16 protein-coding genes are annotated in these 15943 nt (G+C 36.2%); 4 read left to right on the top strand and 12 right to left on the bottom strand.

From position 1 onward, the window contains the following. Nucleotides 1-16: 16 nt before the first annotated feature. The 8 genes from Q2U82_RS11940 to Q2U82_RS11975 all read right to left on the bottom strand — a co-directional run bounded on the left by Q2U82_RS11940 (nucleotide 17) and on the right by Q2U82_RS11975 (nucleotide 7376). Nucleotides 17-2230, bottom strand: a complete 2214-nt coding sequence (locus Q2U82_RS11940; protein ID WP_410005095.1) for a TonB-dependent receptor — start codon at nucleotides 2228-2230, stop codon at nucleotides 17-19. A gap of 48 nt (nucleotides 2231-2278) precedes the next feature. Then, nucleotides 2279-2608, bottom strand: a complete 330-nt coding sequence (locus tag Q2U82_RS11945) for a hypothetical protein (protein ID WP_410005096.1) — start codon at nucleotides 2606-2608, stop codon at nucleotides 2279-2281. After that, complete coding sequence (locus tag Q2U82_RS11950) at nucleotides 2605-2907, bottom strand: DUF6787 family protein (protein ID WP_410005097.1); 303 nt, start codon at nucleotides 2905-2907, stop codon at nucleotides 2605-2607. The genes Q2U82_RS11945 and Q2U82_RS11950 overlap by 4 nt, the downstream gene beginning before the upstream one ends. Continuing rightward, entirely contained in the window at nucleotides 2904-3326 is a 423-nt protein-coding gene (locus Q2U82_RS11955; RefSeq protein ID WP_410005098.1) for a DUF6146 family protein, read from the bottom strand. The genes Q2U82_RS11950 and Q2U82_RS11955 overlap by 4 nt, the downstream gene beginning before the upstream one ends. Before the next feature lie 121 nt (nucleotides 3327-3447). Next, a complete protein-coding gene (locus Q2U82_RS11960; RefSeq protein WP_410005099.1) occupies nucleotides 3448-4089 on the bottom strand; it encodes a DUF937 domain-containing protein in 642 nt (213 codons plus the stop codon). Between the two features lie 75 nt (nucleotides 4090-4164). After that, on the bottom strand, nucleotides 4165-5118 hold the full coding sequence (locus tag Q2U82_RS11965; RefSeq protein WP_410005100.1) for a D-2-hydroxyacid dehydrogenase: 954 nt from the start codon (nucleotides 5116-5118) through the stop codon (nucleotides 4165-4167). Nucleotides 5119-5178: 60 nt separating this feature from the next. Beyond that, complete coding sequence (serC, locus tag Q2U82_RS11970; protein ID WP_410005101.1) at nucleotides 5179-6246, bottom strand: 3-phosphoserine/phosphohydroxythreonine transaminase; 1068 nt, start codon at nucleotides 6244-6246, stop codon at nucleotides 5179-5181. 68 nt (nucleotides 6247-6314) lie between these two features. Then, nucleotides 6315-7376 (bottom strand): acyl-CoA reductase, encoded by a 1062-nt coding sequence (locus Q2U82_RS11975; RefSeq protein WP_410005102.1) that lies wholly within the window; start codon nucleotides 7374-7376, stop codon nucleotides 6315-6317. A gap of 62 nt (nucleotides 7377-7438) precedes the next feature. Between Q2U82_RS11975 and Q2U82_RS11980 the strand changes: the two genes are divergently transcribed. Beyond that, nucleotides 7439-7789: a 4Fe-4S binding protein gene (locus Q2U82_RS11980; protein WP_410005103.1), complete on the top strand. Its 351-nt coding sequence runs from the start codon at nucleotides 7439-7441 to the stop codon at nucleotides 7787-7789. Between the two features lie 82 nt (nucleotides 7790-7871). Here the strand turns inward: Q2U82_RS11980 and Q2U82_RS11985 are convergent, their stop codons facing one another. Beyond that, nucleotides 7872-8399 carry a hypothetical protein gene (locus Q2U82_RS11985; protein WP_410005104.1) on the bottom strand — a complete coding sequence of 176 codons (528 nt, stop codon included), beginning with the start codon at nucleotides 8397-8399 and terminating at the stop codon, nucleotides 7872-7874. Nucleotides 8400-8567: 168 nt separating this feature from the next. Beyond that, the gene (locus Q2U82_RS11990; protein ID WP_410005105.1) at nucleotides 8568-11288 is read right to left on the bottom strand and encodes a TonB-dependent receptor domain-containing protein; all 2721 of its coding nucleotides are present in this window, start codon (nucleotides 11286-11288) and stop codon (nucleotides 8568-8570) included. Nucleotides 11289-11436: 148 nt separating this feature from the next. Here Q2U82_RS11990 and Q2U82_RS11995 point away from each other — a divergent pair, with 148 nt between their 5' ends. Both Q2U82_RS11995 and Q2U82_RS12000 read left to right on the top strand, forming a co-directional pair. Next, nucleotides 11437-12306 (top strand): alpha/beta hydrolase, encoded by an 870-nt coding sequence (locus Q2U82_RS11995; protein WP_410005106.1) that lies wholly within the window; start codon nucleotides 11437-11439, stop codon nucleotides 12304-12306. Then, the gene (locus tag Q2U82_RS12000) at nucleotides 12303-13100 is read left to right on the top strand and encodes an alpha/beta hydrolase (protein WP_410005107.1); all 798 of its coding nucleotides are present in this window, start codon (nucleotides 12303-12305) and stop codon (nucleotides 13098-13100) included. Before Q2U82_RS11995 ends, Q2U82_RS12000 begins: the two co-directional genes overlap by 4 nt. 63 nt (nucleotides 13101-13163) lie before the next feature. On the opposite strand, the gene Q2U82_RS12005 is transcribed toward Q2U82_RS12000, so the two are convergent. After that, nucleotides 13164-13637 (bottom strand): hypothetical protein, encoded by a 474-nt coding sequence (locus tag Q2U82_RS12005; RefSeq protein ID WP_410005108.1) that lies wholly within the window; start codon nucleotides 13635-13637, stop codon nucleotides 13164-13166. Between the two features lie 203 nt (nucleotides 13638-13840). Between Q2U82_RS12005 and ychF the strand changes: the two genes are divergently transcribed. Continuing rightward, nucleotides 13841-14935, top strand: coding sequence for a redox-regulated ATPase YchF (gene ychF / locus Q2U82_RS12010; RefSeq protein WP_410005109.1), 1095 nt, complete (start codon nucleotides 13841-13843; stop codon nucleotides 14933-14935). Nucleotides 14936-14962: 27 nt separating this feature from the next. On the opposite strand, the gene Q2U82_RS12015 is transcribed toward ychF, so the two are convergent. Beyond that, nucleotides 14963-15928: a phosphatase PAP2 family protein gene (locus Q2U82_RS12015; protein ID WP_410005110.1), complete on the bottom strand. Its 966-nt coding sequence runs from the start codon at nucleotides 15926-15928 to the stop codon at nucleotides 14963-14965. Nucleotides 15929-15943: the final 15 nt, after the last annotated feature.

The following is a 15943-nucleotide window of genomic DNA, read 5'->3' on the forward strand; positions in this document are numbered from 1 at the left end:
GATTGGGGCTTTTTTTTTAGATCTCTAATTTTAAATTCACATTTATACTCCGCCCAATATTGAAAATACCATCCGGTTTAAACCGTGAAAGATGTGAAGTATATTCCTTATCGGTTAGATTTGTTCCATTTATACCTAATTTCAGCACTATTTTTTGAAGTTGAAAGCTACTTTCAATACCTGTGCTTAAAAGTGAATAACCACCAGTTCTTGTTTCAAAATCACTTATATTTTTCTGATCAAAAGTGTTATCTAGGGTTACAAATGCAGAACTGAATTTTCGAATTTTACCATCGTGCAATTCCACTCTGAATGTATTTCGGATTGAGTTGGCAGGAATCAACGGCAAATAAACGTCATTATTCAACTTCCCGGTAACGGTTTCAAAACTGCTTTCAAGATGAAGCCAATCCAAAGGGTGTGGATGCAAGTGAAAACCAAATTCACCACCATATAGCGTAGCATCGTTTTGAAGATAATCATAGACTTGTGTATCATCAATTGTTTCATTAGTGGGCGAAATAAATATGTAATTGTTCACAACATTGTAAAAACCGTTTGCGAAAAACTCTACGTGTTCGTTTCTGTATTCCAGTGATATATCCGTTTGAAAATTCTGCTCGTTTGTTAGATTTGCGTTTCCTCTTTCATATCTATTTGTACCTTCGTGAACTCCGTTAGAAGTTAATTCCGCCAAATTAGGTGCCCGAAAACCGCTCGCAAAATTTATTCGTGCGGAAAGATTTTCAACCAAGTCCAGTTTTGCACCCAAAGCTGCGGTAAAGCTTGTAAAAGTTTTGTTTAATGCTGGAATAAAATCCACATCCAAAGGGTTCCGTGCTGCTTCACTTTCAATTTTTCGTGAATCAAAACGGATTCCAGCTTGTAAATCCACTTTCTCCAAATGATAGTGTGAAGTTGCCAAAACACCTATGTCTGTTGTGTTTGCGTTAGGAATAAGGATTTCTTCACCTTCGTTTTTGTTATTCTGAAACATCCCCTGCAAACCAACTATGGTTTCAAACTTTCCCAATTCTGGCAGATTGTATTTTACGTCATAATTAAACGTGTTTAATTTTAACCGAAGTGCTGCCAAAGCAGGATCATCTTCAAATTCACGACGATCGTTAAACAAATAGCCTGCTTTTACATCCAAACTTGAATTATTAAAAAACAGGGTATTATCAAAGCTTAAAATATGGTTGTCAATCTCCTGAAAAGGAAGTTGAAGGTCCTTTGAATGAGTTTGTTCGCCTATTTCTTCGGCAATACCAATATTGGAACGATTGTAATTGTAACGCAATGTTGACTTAAATTTTGCACCTGCATATTGTACGCCCGCCTTTAAATCTTTTTCATTAAAACGCGTATTGGTCACACGATAGGCAGTTCCAGCTTTATAATCACTAAAAGTTGAATAGGAGCCTCGAGTCAAAAATTTCAACTTTTCACCAGAAGTTTTTACACCCAAATTTGTTGAAGTTCCCAAAGTATTTGAAAAATATGTGCTGCTTAAATCGCCGTGTGTTTCACCGGAAAGTGCAAACCTTTCTGGGTTTAAGTACAGCACTCCGCCCAAAGCATCACTTCCGTATAGAAGGGAAGCTGGGCCTTTTATAACTTCTATACTTTCAATACCGGCCTCGTTAACTCCAAGTCCGTGCTCATCACCAAATTGCTGGTTTTCAAGTCGAACGCCTTGCGTGTAAGTTAAAACACGGTTGGAGCTCAATCCGCGAATAACAGGTTTGCCAATACCGGTTCCAGTGGTAATAAGGTCAACTCCTGCAATGTTTTTTATGCCATCAGCAAGGGTTACTGCACCGGAAGAATTTAAATCATCTGTGGAAATACGATCTACCTTCATAACATTATCGCTTTGTAGTTTGTGAAATGGAGTGGAAACGATTACTTCTTCCATCTCAACAGCGCTTTCTTCCATTTGAAAGTTTTCGGGAACTATTTCATTATTCGAAAAATTTATTTTTTTTGAAATAGTGGCGTATCCCAAAGATGAAATAACAACGTTGTATTTTCCATCAGGGATATTTTTTAATTCATAATTCCCATCAAAATCCGCAACTGTGCCTTTTTCCAGTTGTGGAATGTAAACTGTTGCTATGAGCGGTTCGTTATTTGTTTTTGAAGTTATGGTTCCCGTTAAGGAATTTTGAGAGCTCGCTGCAGTATATAAAAAGAGCACCGCAAGCAAGCATAGAATATTTTTCATGCTTTCTTGATTTAAAATTAATTGTAGATTAAAATAAAATGCTAAAAATCAAGAAAATAGAGGAGGTCCTCTGAGAAAGTAATGTTTTGGGTTTAGATTGAACCCAGGAATTAAGTAAACAGTATCTATGTGCTGAAAACTGTGAAATACTACAAAATCAGGAATTTCCTGCGGTTTAAAATCAAAGATTGAATAGTGAAAATCACAAATGGAGCAATCCAATTGTTTTTTGTGAAGATGGACAGAAAAATCTGTACAGGCCAAATGTTCATGACCTTCAAGTGTATGCGCAAATTTTACGGCTGTGGGAAGCAACAGTGCGAATGAGAATAACGCAACCGTAATAATCTGTAATATTTTCTTTTTAAAAAATGTCATTTATTAAATAAATGCCCGAGACCCATCCCGCGCAGCATTTTCTTTACAAAATTCCAAAAAAAAGTAAATTCTCCAAACACCCATCCGAAAAAAACCAGAAGTACTTGATATATGGGAAATATAATCAAGATTCTGAATGGCCAATAAATGTACCAGCCCATTTCTTTCTTTATTTCAAAAAGATCCGTGACTGGTGACGCTAGCTTTGCTGCGGAACTTCCTGTGATGGCAAAAACAAGAAATATAATAAAAAGTTGTCCGTTGGTTTTTATTCCCCAACGTTTTTTAAGCTTTTTCAATTTCTTCCGCCTATGAATTTTTGATTGTATTTATCCTGAAAATATATAAAGTAATTATAGAGCAGATAGTTTACTTCGTAGCCATAGTCTAGAGCTGGGTCATAGTTTATTTGCTCAGCATATAAATTATGGGAATATTTGGCGGGCTGAAGTACGCGGTTGTTATATTCAGAAACGAACGAATAGTTTTTAGATTCCAACAGCGACTGGCCATAAAAGCCTCGAGGAGGTTGGGTAGCAAGCCAGGATTCAAAACCTGGTTCAATTATCATTATTTCATATTCCAGACTATCATTAGCAATGCGTATGGTATCTTTTTCGGTATTAGAATTTCCAGAAGTATTTTTCATTGTTTCATTGCCAGTTCCGCAACTGTATAATGCAACACAAAAAGCAGCTATGAGTAGAAGGTTTTTCATATATTTCATTTTTACAAAGTTAAGCAAAGTAGAAGAAAGCGGAAGGCATTTAACTTTCATTTAAAAAAAAATGCCGCCCCTTAATAAAAATGGACAGCATTTTTTTTAACAAATAATAATTTTATTTTCCAAAAAAACCTCCCAAAAGACCGCCGAGTCCACCTTTCTTTTGGTTGCTGCCCCCAAGAACCATCCCTGCAATATCATCAATAACGCTTCCGTCATTATTACCGTCAAGTAATGATTCAATCATAGATTGTTGTTTTGGTTGTTTGTTGCCACCACCCATAAGGCCACCTAGTAAATCGCCAATTCCGGATTCTGAGTTTACATTTTTCTGTTGCTTTTGTTTTCCCAGGTAACCCAACAAAATTGGCGCTGCTACTTGTAAAATCTGCATAACAGAATTTGTGTCCAAACCTGATTTTTGAGAAAGAGCTTGTACGGCATTGTTTTGTGAGCCTCCCAAAACGTGTCCTAAAATGCCAAGACCATCTTGTTTTACATCTTCATTAACTCCACCACCAAAAAGGCCACTTAAATTATCCAGAATACTGCCGTCATGCTTGTTGTTTAAAGCGTTCATTAAATTGGCTGCACCGCTTTCATTACTTGCATTACGCTTCATAGCGCCCAAAAGGATGGGCATTGCCATTGTTACAACTGAAGCTGTTTTGTCAACGGGTTGATTGGTTTCTTGACTGATGCCACTAATAATATGTTTCCCGAGGTCGCTGTTCAATAAATCTAAAATTCCTGACATTTACTTTAAATTAAAATTAAGTATGTAAGTTAATCAAAATCAACAATAATTGAGAAAAAAGAGTAAAAAACAATACTACTTACCCAAAATTGAAATAATCTGGTTTGCCAATTCTGTTCCAATTCTGTCTTGTGCTTCTTCTGTTGCGGCTCCGATGTGAGGTGTAAGCGAAATTTTATCATGCATAAGCACTTTTATTGACGGAGTAGGTTCATTTTCAAAGACATCGAGAGCTGCGAATGAAATTTTTCCATCTTCAATACCTTCCAAAAGTGCGCTTTCATCAAGTATTCCTCCACGGGCAGCGTTAATAATACCCACACCGTCTTTCATTTTTGAAATTTCATCCTTGCCAATCAAATAGCCAGATTGTGAAGGCACATGAAGACTTATAAAATCACTCTGCTTGATTAGTTTATCTGTTGGTGCTGTTTTTATTTTTAAAGTAATTTTTTGCCCATCGTAAAAATCAAGTGTAATATCTGCTTCTCCCACTTGTTGATCGCTGGCGATTACTTTCATGCCGCAACCTAAAGCAATTTTTGCAACTTGGCGACCTATTCTCCCGAAACCAATAATACCTAATGTTTTTCCACGTAGTTCACGGCCTGCTCCATAACTTTTTTTCAATTCCTTGAATTTGGTGTCGCCATCCAAAGGCATATTCCGGTTGGAATCGTGAAGAAATCTTACACCACCAAACAAATGCGCAAAAACAAGCTCTGCTACAGATTCTGATGATGCTGCTGGAGTATTTATTATATTAATTCCATTTTCAATTGCATAGTCAACATCAATATTATCCATACCTACACCACCACGTCCAATGATTTTGAGTGAAGGGCAATTGTCAATAATATCTTTCCGAACTTTTGTAGCACTTCTCACTAAAAGCACTTCAATTTTATGTTCGTTGATGTAGTTTTGAAGTTGTTCCTGCGCCACTTGTACTGTCAACACTTCAAAATTTGCATCTTTCAGTGCATCTATTCCACTTTGTGAAATTCCATCATTTGCTAATACTTTCATATAATTTATTGACTATTTTTTTTAAAATTATTTTACTCTTCATCATAGTTATGATAAGGGTTATGCTCCCTTTTCTAGTGCTTTCATCACATCCACAAGAACCTTAACGCTTTCCAAAGGCAAGGCGTTGTACATTGAGGCTCGGTAACCGCCAACGCTTCTATGACCGTTCAAACCATTTATTCCTGCTTGTTTTAGGTGGTCGTCAAAGGTTGCTTTCAGTTCGTCATTTATTAAATTAAAAGTGGCGTTCATTTTTGAACGGTCTTCTTTTTTAGACACGAAACCTTCAAATAAAGGGTTTTGATCTATTTCGTTATAAAGAAGTTCAGCTTTTTGATTGTTCACTTTTTCGATTGCTGAAATACCGCCCAAATCCTTTAACCATTCCAATGTTAGCATTGAAACATACACTGGAAATACCGCAGGAGTGTTGAACATGCTTTCTTTGTCAATATGAACTTTATAGTTGAGCATTGAAGGAATGGCGCGTGAAACTTTACCTAGCATATCCTCTTTCACTACAACCAAAGTTGTTCCCGCTGGCCCCATATTTTTCTGTGCTCCGGCATAAATCAAACTGAATTTTGAAAAGTCAAGCTGACGCGAAAAAATATCACTGCTCATGTCGCAGATCATTGGGACTTCGGTTTCAGGAAAACTATGCATCTGCGTCCCAAAAATGGTATTGTTACTGGTGCAGTGAAAATAATCTACATCTGCTGGAATGTTATAATTTTTAGGAACAAAGTTGAAATTTTCACTTTTTGAAGTCGCCACTTCCACAACTTCGCCCAGTAATTTGGCTTCTTTTATGGCATTGTTACTCCAAGTTCCCGTGTTTAAGTAGGCAGCTTTCTTTTCCAGTAGATTGTAGGCTACCATTAAAAATTGCAGACTTGCGCCACCTTGAAGATATAAGGCTTGGTAACCTTTATTTTGAAGCCCCAAATGCTCTAAAGCAAGATTACGGGCATTGTCCATCACCTCGACAAAATCTTTGCTACGGTGGGAAATTTCTATCAAGGAAAGGCCTGAGTTGTTAAAATTTAAAACTGCTTCAGCAGATTTTTGCAATACAGATTGCGGCAAAATGCAGGGTCCTGCACTAAAATTATGTTTTTTCATCTTATGAAAATTTATAGTGCAAAGATGTGAATTATGCTACTAAATATGTATGAATTATGATTATTTTATCAATGAAGTTTCAACAAAAAATCAACCGTATCCACACCGTCTGCATAATCCCATAATTTTGGGTTTTGTGCTTTTCCGAAAGAAAATTCATTCGGAATGCCTGTTTTTGAAACCACGCATTGAATGTTTTCAGATTGCGAGTTCAATTCTTTTTTTAAGGTTTCCAAAGAACTGTACTTTTCATAGAAAACCACCGAAATAGGAGAGGAGAAACCGGCGTCTTCTTTCAATAGCATAAATTCGTTATCCAATAATGGGAAACTATCCATTAAATAGACCGCTTTATTATAATCGTAATTGTTTATGTATTTGTGGTTATGTATTATTTCTTTCCAATTGAACATTCCCTTAAAAAAAGGCTCAAAATCATAACCCTCAGGCACATATATTTTTGAAATATTGCGGCAACCGAGACCAAAATATCTAAAAACATCGTCGGCAAGGTTTTTTAAATCTTCTTCAGTTTCATCTCCCGTTAATACAGCAATCGAGTTTCGGTTTTTACGGATTATATTTGGATACTTTCCGAAGTAATAATCAAAATAGCGCGCAGTATTGTTACTGCCAGTGGCGATTACTGCATCAAAATCTTTAAGCTTTCCTTCGGTAAATTCAATATAATTTTTGAATTCCGGTTCAATAGAAATTAAATATTCAGCTAGAAAGGGAAGAAGGGTTTTATCATTTGAAGATAACTTTGCCAAAACCTTGTTGCCAGTAATCAATACCGAAATAAAGTCGTGAAAACCTACGAGCGGAATATTTCCAGCCATAATAACTGCAATAGTTTTTCTTTCCTCTGCCTGGGCATTGGCAGTTGTATTTTCAATTTTATAGTTTGAAATCCACTGCTGCAAATTTTCTTCGGAAAGCGCATCTGCCCAACTTTTTAGCGAAAATTTAATATTTTCCTGAGTAAACCATCCGTTTTCTGCTTCGGCTTTTCTAAATACATTTTCAACATTTATTTCTTCTTGGCTACTGAGCGAAGCAGAAGTATCGATTTTCCTAAGGAATTCACCTAAATGGACAAAAGCGTTAATTCTTTGTTTTAATTGCATACTTATTTTGGAGTTACCCGAATAGGGTTTAAATTTGCGCAAAGTTAGAAAAAGTAGAAGCTATGGCAATTATTATAACGGATGAATGTATAAACTGTGGAGCTTGTGAGCCTGAATGTCCAAATACAGCAATCTATGAGGGTGCGGATGATTGGCGTTATGCCGATGGAACAGACCTAGACGGAGAAGTTGTGCTTCCAAATGGAAAAAAAGTAAATGCCAACGAACCTCAAGAACCTGTTAGTGATGAAATATATTTTATTGTAGCAGATAAATGTACCGAATGTAAAGGTTTTCACGACGAGCCGCAATGTGCTGCAGTATGTCCTGTGGACTGCTGCGTGCCAGATGATGACCACGTGGAAACGGAGGAAGAATTATTGGCAAAGCAAGCATTTATGCACAAAGAGTAATAGTATAAATTTCAGATAGAAAAAACGTCCCTCAGGCAATATGTCTGAGGGACGTTTTCAATTGTGGGGATAGTAAATAAATTTACATTTTATTCTGCTTGATGGACGTTTTACTTTGCATCTCCAGTTTGTAAATTGTTTTTTCAACAGCATCTGTAGAAGGATTATACCTTTCTACTACAAAACTTCCATTTTCATTAAAATAACCAAAAGCGTTATCGCCTTCTTGTGACATTATATAATATCCTTTAACGGAAGTGGGACGCAAGATCGCAAAATCCTTTTTATCTCCTGCTTTTGTGTCATAAACTTTATATCCGTTTTTTTCATTCTCAAACATATAGTTATGATCGCTAGAATTATAACTAACATCTGTTTGGACTTTTGTAGGCCCTAAATCATAATCCTGATCCATTTTACCAGCATCTTTTGGGTCTAGTTTAATGGGTTGGGTCTCTGTTCTGGTAACCTCTTTAACATCTGTGTGAATACCTGTATTGTCTTTAACTTTTACTTTTGTAGTAACAGTTTCAGTTTGTTCACTTTTATTTTCCTGTGCAAAAACAGAGGTAAATCCTGCTAATGCGAAAACTATCAAAATTTTTTTCATAATGGTTGTTTTTTTTATTGTTTGTTACAAAGCTATAAACCATAAATGTTAAAAAAGCACAAAACGCTGATAATCATTTCTTAAACTTAAAAAAACTCTGTTTTAAATTTATTTATAAAATGAACTGCCCCATCAAAATTTTAATGAGGCAGTTAAAACAATATTTTTTTAGAAATTATAATTAATACGTGCATAATAAAATGAGCCACTAAAACCCATTTGAACAGAATCCCAATAGCCGCCTCCTTCTGTCCAATCATCTTGCTGGTCAGGATAAATATTGAAAAGATTGTTTGAGCCAATGTTCAATTTTATATTTTTTGAAACAGCGAAACCAAGATTTAGATCTGTTACAAATTTAGCAGTATAAGTATCTGTCGCTGCAATAATTTGATTTTGGAAACCACCATAATCTGAAGGATCTTCAAACATTTGGAAATCCAAAAGCTCAACTTCACTAAAGCGTGTTACTGTTACTCCTGCACTTAACCAGTTTCTTTCATAGGTAAGATTTCCAACCAATTTACTTTCTGGTGCTGAGGCCAATAAAAAGGCTTTATCTCTTTCCCCAAAAAATGTTTGTTCGTCCAAATCTCCATTTTTCACATTTTTTATAACCATATTGTTGAAATTCGCCAAAAGTGAAACCCCAATAATATTATCATCAAAATTATCTTTATACGTCAACACCAAGTCAAGTCCTGTTGTTTCGGTATCTACTCCATTTGCGAAGAATTGGGCAGAGTCCACATTTTCAATTTGTGGTGCTGGAAAATTTCCCGTTAGTACAATTCTATCCCTAACATCTATGTAATAAAGATCTGCCGTTGCAGTAAATTTTGAGAAGTTTGCAGTAAAACCCAAACCAGCATTTGTAGATTTTTCTTCTTTTAATGGGCCTATACCAAAAGAAGCCGTTACGGGGCTATTGTTAGGTGATAATAATTGATCGCTAGCCACACCGCCAATAAAGTTGGTAAAGCGCAGGTTATAATAAATTTGTGCTAATGATGGAGCTCTAAAGCCAGTGCTTATAGAACCTCTAAAATTTAGGTTTTCAGTAGCTTTAAAACGCATTGCAAGTTTTCCGTTTATCGTGCTGCCAAAGTCGCTGTAGTTTTCAAACCGTCCAGCGGCACTAATTAAAAATGCTTCGCTTAAATCAAACTCTCCATCTGCATATATTGAGACGTTTGATCTACTTCTGTCAACTTCATTTGCCGGTCCATACCCAGGGAAACCTTGAGAACCCCCAGGTCTTATTTGAATTTTTCCATCATCATCAAGAATTGGGTTTCCATTTTCATCTCTATAAATTACAATATCTTCTTCGGGAGTGTTTGCGTTTACTGCAACGCCATTTACGTCATAAGTTGCATAGGAGCCTTCCTCGCCTGCAAATATTTTGAAATTCTCTGTTCTGTATTCAGCGCCAAAAGCTAAGTTCATTCCGCTTAAAATATCTTCATAATATTTTGAAAAGTCAAAGTTAACGGTGTTTTGTGAAAGGCTGTGCCCGCCAGCATCAAACTCTGTTGGAGAATTATTAAGTAAAGAAGCATTTAATGTTCCTTTTATGTAATAATGAAAGTTATTTATTCCATACGCATTACTTATATCAATTTTCCATCCGCTGGCAGTTTCGGTTTTTACACCTGCCACTACTGAATTATCTGTAATTATTGAAGTAATTCTAGGTGTATATCCGTTTGGAAAAATTGAATCCACAACGCGGTTTCCTCCGTTTCGGGTGAATGCATATGCATCGGTATCTCTATAATTTCTGCCGCCAAATGCATAAACTTCTGTTTTTTCACCTACAGGAATTCCAACATTTCCCATTAAATTGAAACCTTCAATAGCAGCTTCGCCAAAACCCTTTCTGAAATCGAAAGTAGGGCGTAAGGTTTTATTTTTGTTGATGTATTCAGTTGTAAAATTTGCAAACCCACCTTTTTCACCAATAGCGAATCCGTAATTAGCACCAAATTTTACAGAGCCTCCATCAAAGTTTTGGTCTTTTCCAATGGCGTTTCCGTCCTTTTCAGTATCAAGACGGTATCCGTCAGTATTCCAAAGACCGTATGCATCTTCAGTAAATGCGCTTGTGTCAACATCAGCATTTGTGCTATAGGCTCCATAAGAGACACTACCAGACAATTCATCAACATTGTCTTTTAGAACAATATTTATAACGCCCGCAATAGCGTCACTACCGTATTGTGCAGAAGCGCCGTCGCGCAATATTTCTATTCGTTTGATGGAAGATGCTGGAATAGCATTTAAGTCTGTCCCTGTATTTCCACGGCCTCGAGTTCCAAAAACATTTATTAGTGAAGATTGGTGCCTTCTTTTTCCATTTATTAAAACTAGGGTTTGGTCTGGCCCTAAACCGCGCAGGGATGCAGGATCAATATGATCCGCTCCATCTGACCCAGATTGCTTGCTGGCGTTAAAAGAAGGGGCTGCATATTGCAGAAGTTCATTAATTTCTACCTTTCCTACTTGCAGTGTCGTAGATTCAACATCTATAACATCAATGGGAGATGCAGAGTTTACGGCGGTTCTTTTTGGACTTCGCGATCCAACAAGCATAACATCTTCTAGAGATTCTCCACTAGAAAGAGTGACTTGAATGTTGGTTTGTCCATTCACTTCAATTTCTTGGGTATTGAACCCAACATAGCTAAAGATTAATGTGGCATCATCTTTAACCTCAATTGTAAAGTCACCATCTATTGTTGTAGTGGTTCCGTTTGTAGTTCCTTTTTCAACTACATTCACAAAAGAAAGGGGAAGTCCGGAATCATCGATTACCGTTCCGGAAACGTTTATTTGCGAAAATGCAATTCCGCAGATAAAAAATAATAGAATTGTAATTTTTTTCATTGGTTTGTTGTTTTAAGTGTTAGTTATTTGTTAAAGTTAATCTTTTAATACATCCATTAATCGATTGTATTAACAATTTATAAACAGCTAATTGCGCATAACTCTCATTATAATGATAACATTACCATATTTTGTACATTTATAGGAAATGAAACTTATGCCTCTTTGGTTGCACATTGCGCTTATTGTTTTTGTGGCTTATGCTGTTATAAGTATCTTGCTATATTATCTTCAGGATTATTTTTTGTTTAAGCCTGAAAAACTTCCGAAGGACTTTGATTTTTATTACGAAAACCAAACTGTTTCAGAGTATAATATTGAAACACGTGATGGTGCCATTATCAACGGACTTCATTTTAGTGTAGAAAAACCATTGGGCGTGGTGCTTTATTTAAAAGGAAACTCAAAAAGTATTAAAGGGTGGGGGAAGTTCGCTGTGGATTTTACACGGAATAACTATGACGTTATAATGGTAGATTATCGGGGTTTCGGCAAAAGCACTGGCAAGCGTTCGCAAAAAGCCATAAAGCACGATTTGCAATTTATTTATAATAAAATCAGAGAAAAAGTCAGTGAAAAATACATTATCATTTATGGTCGTTCCATGGGTTCCGGTTTTGCAACAAAACTAGCCTCTATGAATAGCCCGAAAATGTTGATTCTTGATGCGCCTTATTATAGTTTAACCAAGGTCACTGGCCGTTATATGCCGTTTATGCCACTTTCAATTATATTGAAATACCCAATGCCAACTTACAAATGGTTAAAATACGTAAAGTGTCCAATCCATATAATCCACGGTACGAAAGACAAGTTGATCCCTTTCAGCAGTAGTGTGAAACTTTCACAGGTAAATCCAAAACTCACACGACTACATCCTATTATAGATGGCGGCCATAAAAATTTGAATAATTTTGAATCTTATCATAAAATTTTGACCGAAATCATCAAATCTAAGGAAAAGAAAATAGATCTTTCCACAACCAGCATCGGCGTGAAACACTCTTCCAAAAAATGAAACGAAGACTAAAAAAAATTCTGATTGTTCTCGTTTCCTTGTATGTTATCATTTTTGTTGGACTTTATTTCTTGCAAGAAAAAATGATATTTATGCCAGATTCACTTCCGCAGGATTATAGCTATTCCTTTCAAAATAATTTTGAGGAAATCTTTTTGAATACTAAAGATGGCGCAAAGCTAAATGCACTTCATTTTAAAGTAGAAAACCCAAAAGGCGTAGTGCTCTATTTCCACGGAAACGCTGGTGAACTGTCTCGCTGGGGAATTGTGGTCCAAAAATTTATTGAACGGCAATATGATGTTTTGGTTATGGATTACAGAACCTACGGAAAAAGCACGGGAAAACTCAGCCAAAAAGCATTGTATAGCGATGCGGAGCTATTTTATAATTATTTGCTGATAAGATATCCAGAAGATAAAATTGTTGTCTATGGAAGGTCCTTGGGAACTACATTTGCCACTTATGTTGCTTCGCAGAACCATCCAAGACAATTAATTCTTGAAGCGCCATTCTATAGTTTAGATAATGTGGCAAGCCAACGTTTTCCCATCTACCCCGTAAATTGGTTTTTGAAGTTTCATTTTCCCACTTATGAATATTTCAAAGAAGTTTCTTGTCCCATTACAATATTTCATGGAACGGATGATTTTGTGGTAAACTATGAAAACAGCGTGAAACTTTCAAAAATCCAAACGAATGGAAAGCTTAGATTAATTACAATTCCTGAAGGCACGCACCATAATTTGGATAATTCTGAAGTCTATAAAAAAACACTCGATACCATTTTTTAGAATAAAAAAATCCATCGAGGATTAACCATCGATGGATTTTCTTTAAATATTCAAAAAAAGTGTTTAGTCCTTTTTAAGTTTAGACATTCCTTTTGGCCTTGATTCCAATTTGGCTCTTCTTTCTGCAAGTTCTTTCTGCATCTGTGCTTGCTTTGCTTCATATTCCATTTTCCTTTTGGCCGCTAATGCTGCTTGTTCTTTTTTGGAAGCTTCAAGTTGTGCTTGCTGTTGTGCTTTCCTTTCAGCAATTAAAGCCTCATTTTGAGGATCAATATATTCATCATCTACCAAAACTTTTTTATCGCTGTCCTTTGAGGTTACTTCACTAAAATTTCTATCAATTTTATCATTGTCCTCTATAATTAGAGCCCCAGATTCAGTATCGATGTTTTTTGTTTCCTTTACTATAACATCACTGCCAACTCTTGTAACCACTCGTTTAGTAGTAGATTCTTCTTTGACTGACTTATTTACTTGTGCTTGAATTCCCGCAACAGTAAAAACGGCAACAGCCAGACTCATCATTAATTTCTTCATAATTATTGGTTATTTATAGTTTCAATTGTAAACTTAATGCTATTATAGTTAAATTCTTGTAAATCTTTAGTGAAATAAAACCCAATCTTTTTTCAAAAAAGCATTTCAAATCAATTGTAAAAAGTTTGCTTTGAAGGTGTATATTTGCACCTTCAAAAACCAAAGCAATTTTCAGCGAAGGTTTGTTCTTAAAAAAATATTTAATGAAAGCAGGTATCGTAGGATTGCCAAACGTAGGAAAATCCACTCTATTTAATTGTTTGTCAAACGCAAAAGCACAAAGTGCCAATTTCCCTTTTTGTACCATTGAACCAAACGTTGGGGTGGTGAATGTGCCAGACAAACGTTTGTTGAAATTGGAAGAATTGGTAAACCCAGAACGCGTTCTTCCTGCAACTGTTGAAATAGTAGATATTGCTGGATTGGTAAAGGGCGCCAGTAAAGGCGAAGGTTTGGGCAACCAGTTTTTGAGCAACATTCGCGAAACGGATGCAATTCTTCACGTTTTGCGTTGTTTTGACAATGATAACATTGTTCACGTTGATGGGAATGTAAACCCAATCCGCGATAAGGAAACGATTGATATTGAACTTCAACTGAAGGATTTGGAAACGGTGGATAAAAAACTTGAAAAAGTGAAACGTGCCGCCCGTACCGGAAATAAAGATGCCCAAAAAGAGGAAGCTGCTCTGCTTAAAGTAAAAGCGGGTTTGGAAGCTGGAATTTCTGTTCGCGCTATTGATTTAACCGAAAGCGAACGTGAGGAATTTATTGTAAATGCACAATTCATTACAGACAAACCTGTAATGTACGTTTGTAATGTTGATGAAGACTCAGCAGCAACTGGAAATGCCTATGTTGAAAAAGTAAAAGAAGCCGTTGCAGGCGAAAACGCCGAAGTTTTGGTTTTAGCAGTAGGTACAGAAGCAGATATTACCGAACTTGAAACTTTTGAAGAACGCCAAATGTTTTTGGAAGATTTAGGCCTTGACGAAGCCGGTTCCGCAAAACTTATTAGAAGCGCATATAAACTTTTAAATCTTCAAACCTATTTTACCGCTGGAGTAAAAGAAGTCCGTGCGTGGACCATTCCCGTTGGCGCTACTGCACCACAAGCTGCCGGAGTAATCCATACAGATTTTGAAAAAGGTTTTATTCGTGCCGAGGTAATAAAATATGATGATTACGTAACCTACGGCAGTGAGGCAAAAGTAAAAGAAGCTGGAAAAATGGGGGTAGAAGGAAAGGAGTATATCGTTAAAGATGGCGATGTTATGCACTTCAGGTTTAATGTTTAAACATCCTTCATTTTATTTAATAATATATTAAAAAGTATATCTAAATGACACTCCCGCGTGTCTGTCTCCATTAAAGCTTGTGCTAGCGCTTGGGTAGATATCAATATTTTCATACTTTTTCTTGTGCAATTCTGGCACTAAAATCCCCGTGGCTGCTCCTAGCGTATATCCTACTAATACATCAGTCAAGAAATGCTGCCCGGATTCTATTCTTAAAAACCCCATTGCAGCAGGAATTGCAGCAGCTCCTGCCCAGACAAATCCCTTCCCTGTCATATTTGGATTAAAATCACAATATGCTTTAGCTGCAAAAAAAGTAGCTGTTGCCGTTGCTGCTACGTGACCCGAATAAAAGGAACGCTGTCCGTTGTTTTTAAAACGTTTGTATTCAGATGTTTTACCACTGTTATCATAAACAAAAGGACGACTTTTATCCACAAACCTAGCTGTTAATGAGTAGAGTGCACAAGTGGTTGCCAAACTTTGTATATAAATAGCAATGTATTCCCCTGCTTGTTCATTAATGTTATCATTAAAAAGCAATACAATAGGGGCGGTTAAAGAGGTATAAAGTATAGCATCACTTATTAAACGGGCATCTTCAGAATTTTTACCGGCGGCCCATCTATTTATAGCTGGAATTTTGTCAATCTCTATTTGAAGTTTTTCATTATTTAAAAATCTATCTTGATCTTCCAACAATATACCTTTTTTACTCCTTGATAATATTAAACCAGCTATACTAACACCAATACCAGTTCCGGTCCAGATGCCATCGCGAGTCCATTTCCATTCGTAAACAGGATTGGTATTTAAATTATTAAATGTACTTTTTGTGTTGAAATCGTACCCAGAACTTTGGGATGTAGTATTACTCGTATCAATTGCTCGCTTAAAAAGTAAGGCTGAATCGTCTTTTTGAATAAAAGCTATTTGTTGTGAAGAAATAATCGCAGGAAAAAAAAGAAATAACAATAAAATTGTTTTAATCATGTAATAAATGAAAAG

Origin of the sequence: Aequorivita nionensis, from assembly GCF_046352995.1 — a bacterium.
GTDB lineage: Bacteria > Bacteroidota > Bacteroidia > Flavobacteriales > Flavobacteriaceae > Aequorivita > Aequorivita nionensis.

Excerpts from the sequence above, each read along its gene's own strand:
- Q2U82_RS11940 (WP_410005095.1), bottom strand. The coding sequence starts at position 2,230 with ATGAAAAATATTCTATGCTTGCTTGCGGTGCTCTTTTTATATACTGCA.
- Q2U82_RS11945 (WP_410005096.1), bottom strand. The coding sequence starts at position 2,608 with ATGACATTTTTTAAAAAGAAAATATTACAGATTATTACGGTTGCGTTA.
- Q2U82_RS11955 (WP_410005098.1), bottom strand. The coding sequence starts at position 3,326 with ATGAAAAACCTTCTACTCATAGCTGCTTTTTGTGTTGCATTATACAGT.
- Q2U82_RS11960 (WP_410005099.1), bottom strand. The coding sequence starts at position 4,089 with ATGTCAGGAATTTTAGATTTATTGAACAGCGACCTCGGGAAACATATT.
- Q2U82_RS11965 (WP_410005100.1), bottom strand. The coding sequence starts at position 5,118 with ATGAAAGTATTAGCAAATGATGGAATTTCACAAAGTGGAATAGATGCA.
- serC (WP_410005101.1), bottom strand. The coding sequence starts at position 6,246 with ATGAAAAAACATAATTTTAGTGCAGGACCCTGCATTTTGCCGCAATCT.
- Q2U82_RS11975 (WP_410005102.1), bottom strand. The coding sequence starts at position 7,376 with ATGCAATTAAAACAAAGAATTAACGCTTTTGTCCATTTAGGTGAATTC.
- Q2U82_RS11980 (WP_410005103.1), top strand. The coding sequence starts at position 7,439 with ATGGCAATTATTATAACGGATGAATGTATAAACTGTGGAGCTTGTGAG.
- Q2U82_RS11985 (WP_410005104.1), bottom strand. The coding sequence starts at position 8,399 with ATGAAAAAAATTTTGATAGTTTTCGCATTAGCAGGATTTACCTCTGTT.
- Q2U82_RS11990 (WP_410005105.1), bottom strand. The coding sequence starts at position 11,288 with ATGAAAAAAATTACAATTCTATTATTTTTTATCTGCGGAATTGCATTT.
- Q2U82_RS11995 (WP_410005106.1), top strand. The coding sequence starts at position 11,437 with ATGAAACTTATGCCTCTTTGGTTGCACATTGCGCTTATTGTTTTTGTG.
- Q2U82_RS12000 (WP_410005107.1), top strand. The coding sequence starts at position 12,303 with ATGAAACGAAGACTAAAAAAAATTCTGATTGTTCTCGTTTCCTTGTAT.
- Q2U82_RS12005 (WP_410005108.1), bottom strand. The coding sequence starts at position 13,637 with ATGAAGAAATTAATGATGAGTCTGGCTGTTGCCGTTTTTACTGTTGCG.
- ychF (WP_410005109.1), top strand. The coding sequence starts at position 13,841 with ATGAAAGCAGGTATCGTAGGATTGCCAAACGTAGGAAAATCCACTCTA.
- Q2U82_RS12015 (WP_410005110.1), bottom strand. The coding sequence starts at position 15,928 with ATGATTAAAACAATTTTATTGTTATTTCTTTTTTTTCCTGCGATTATT.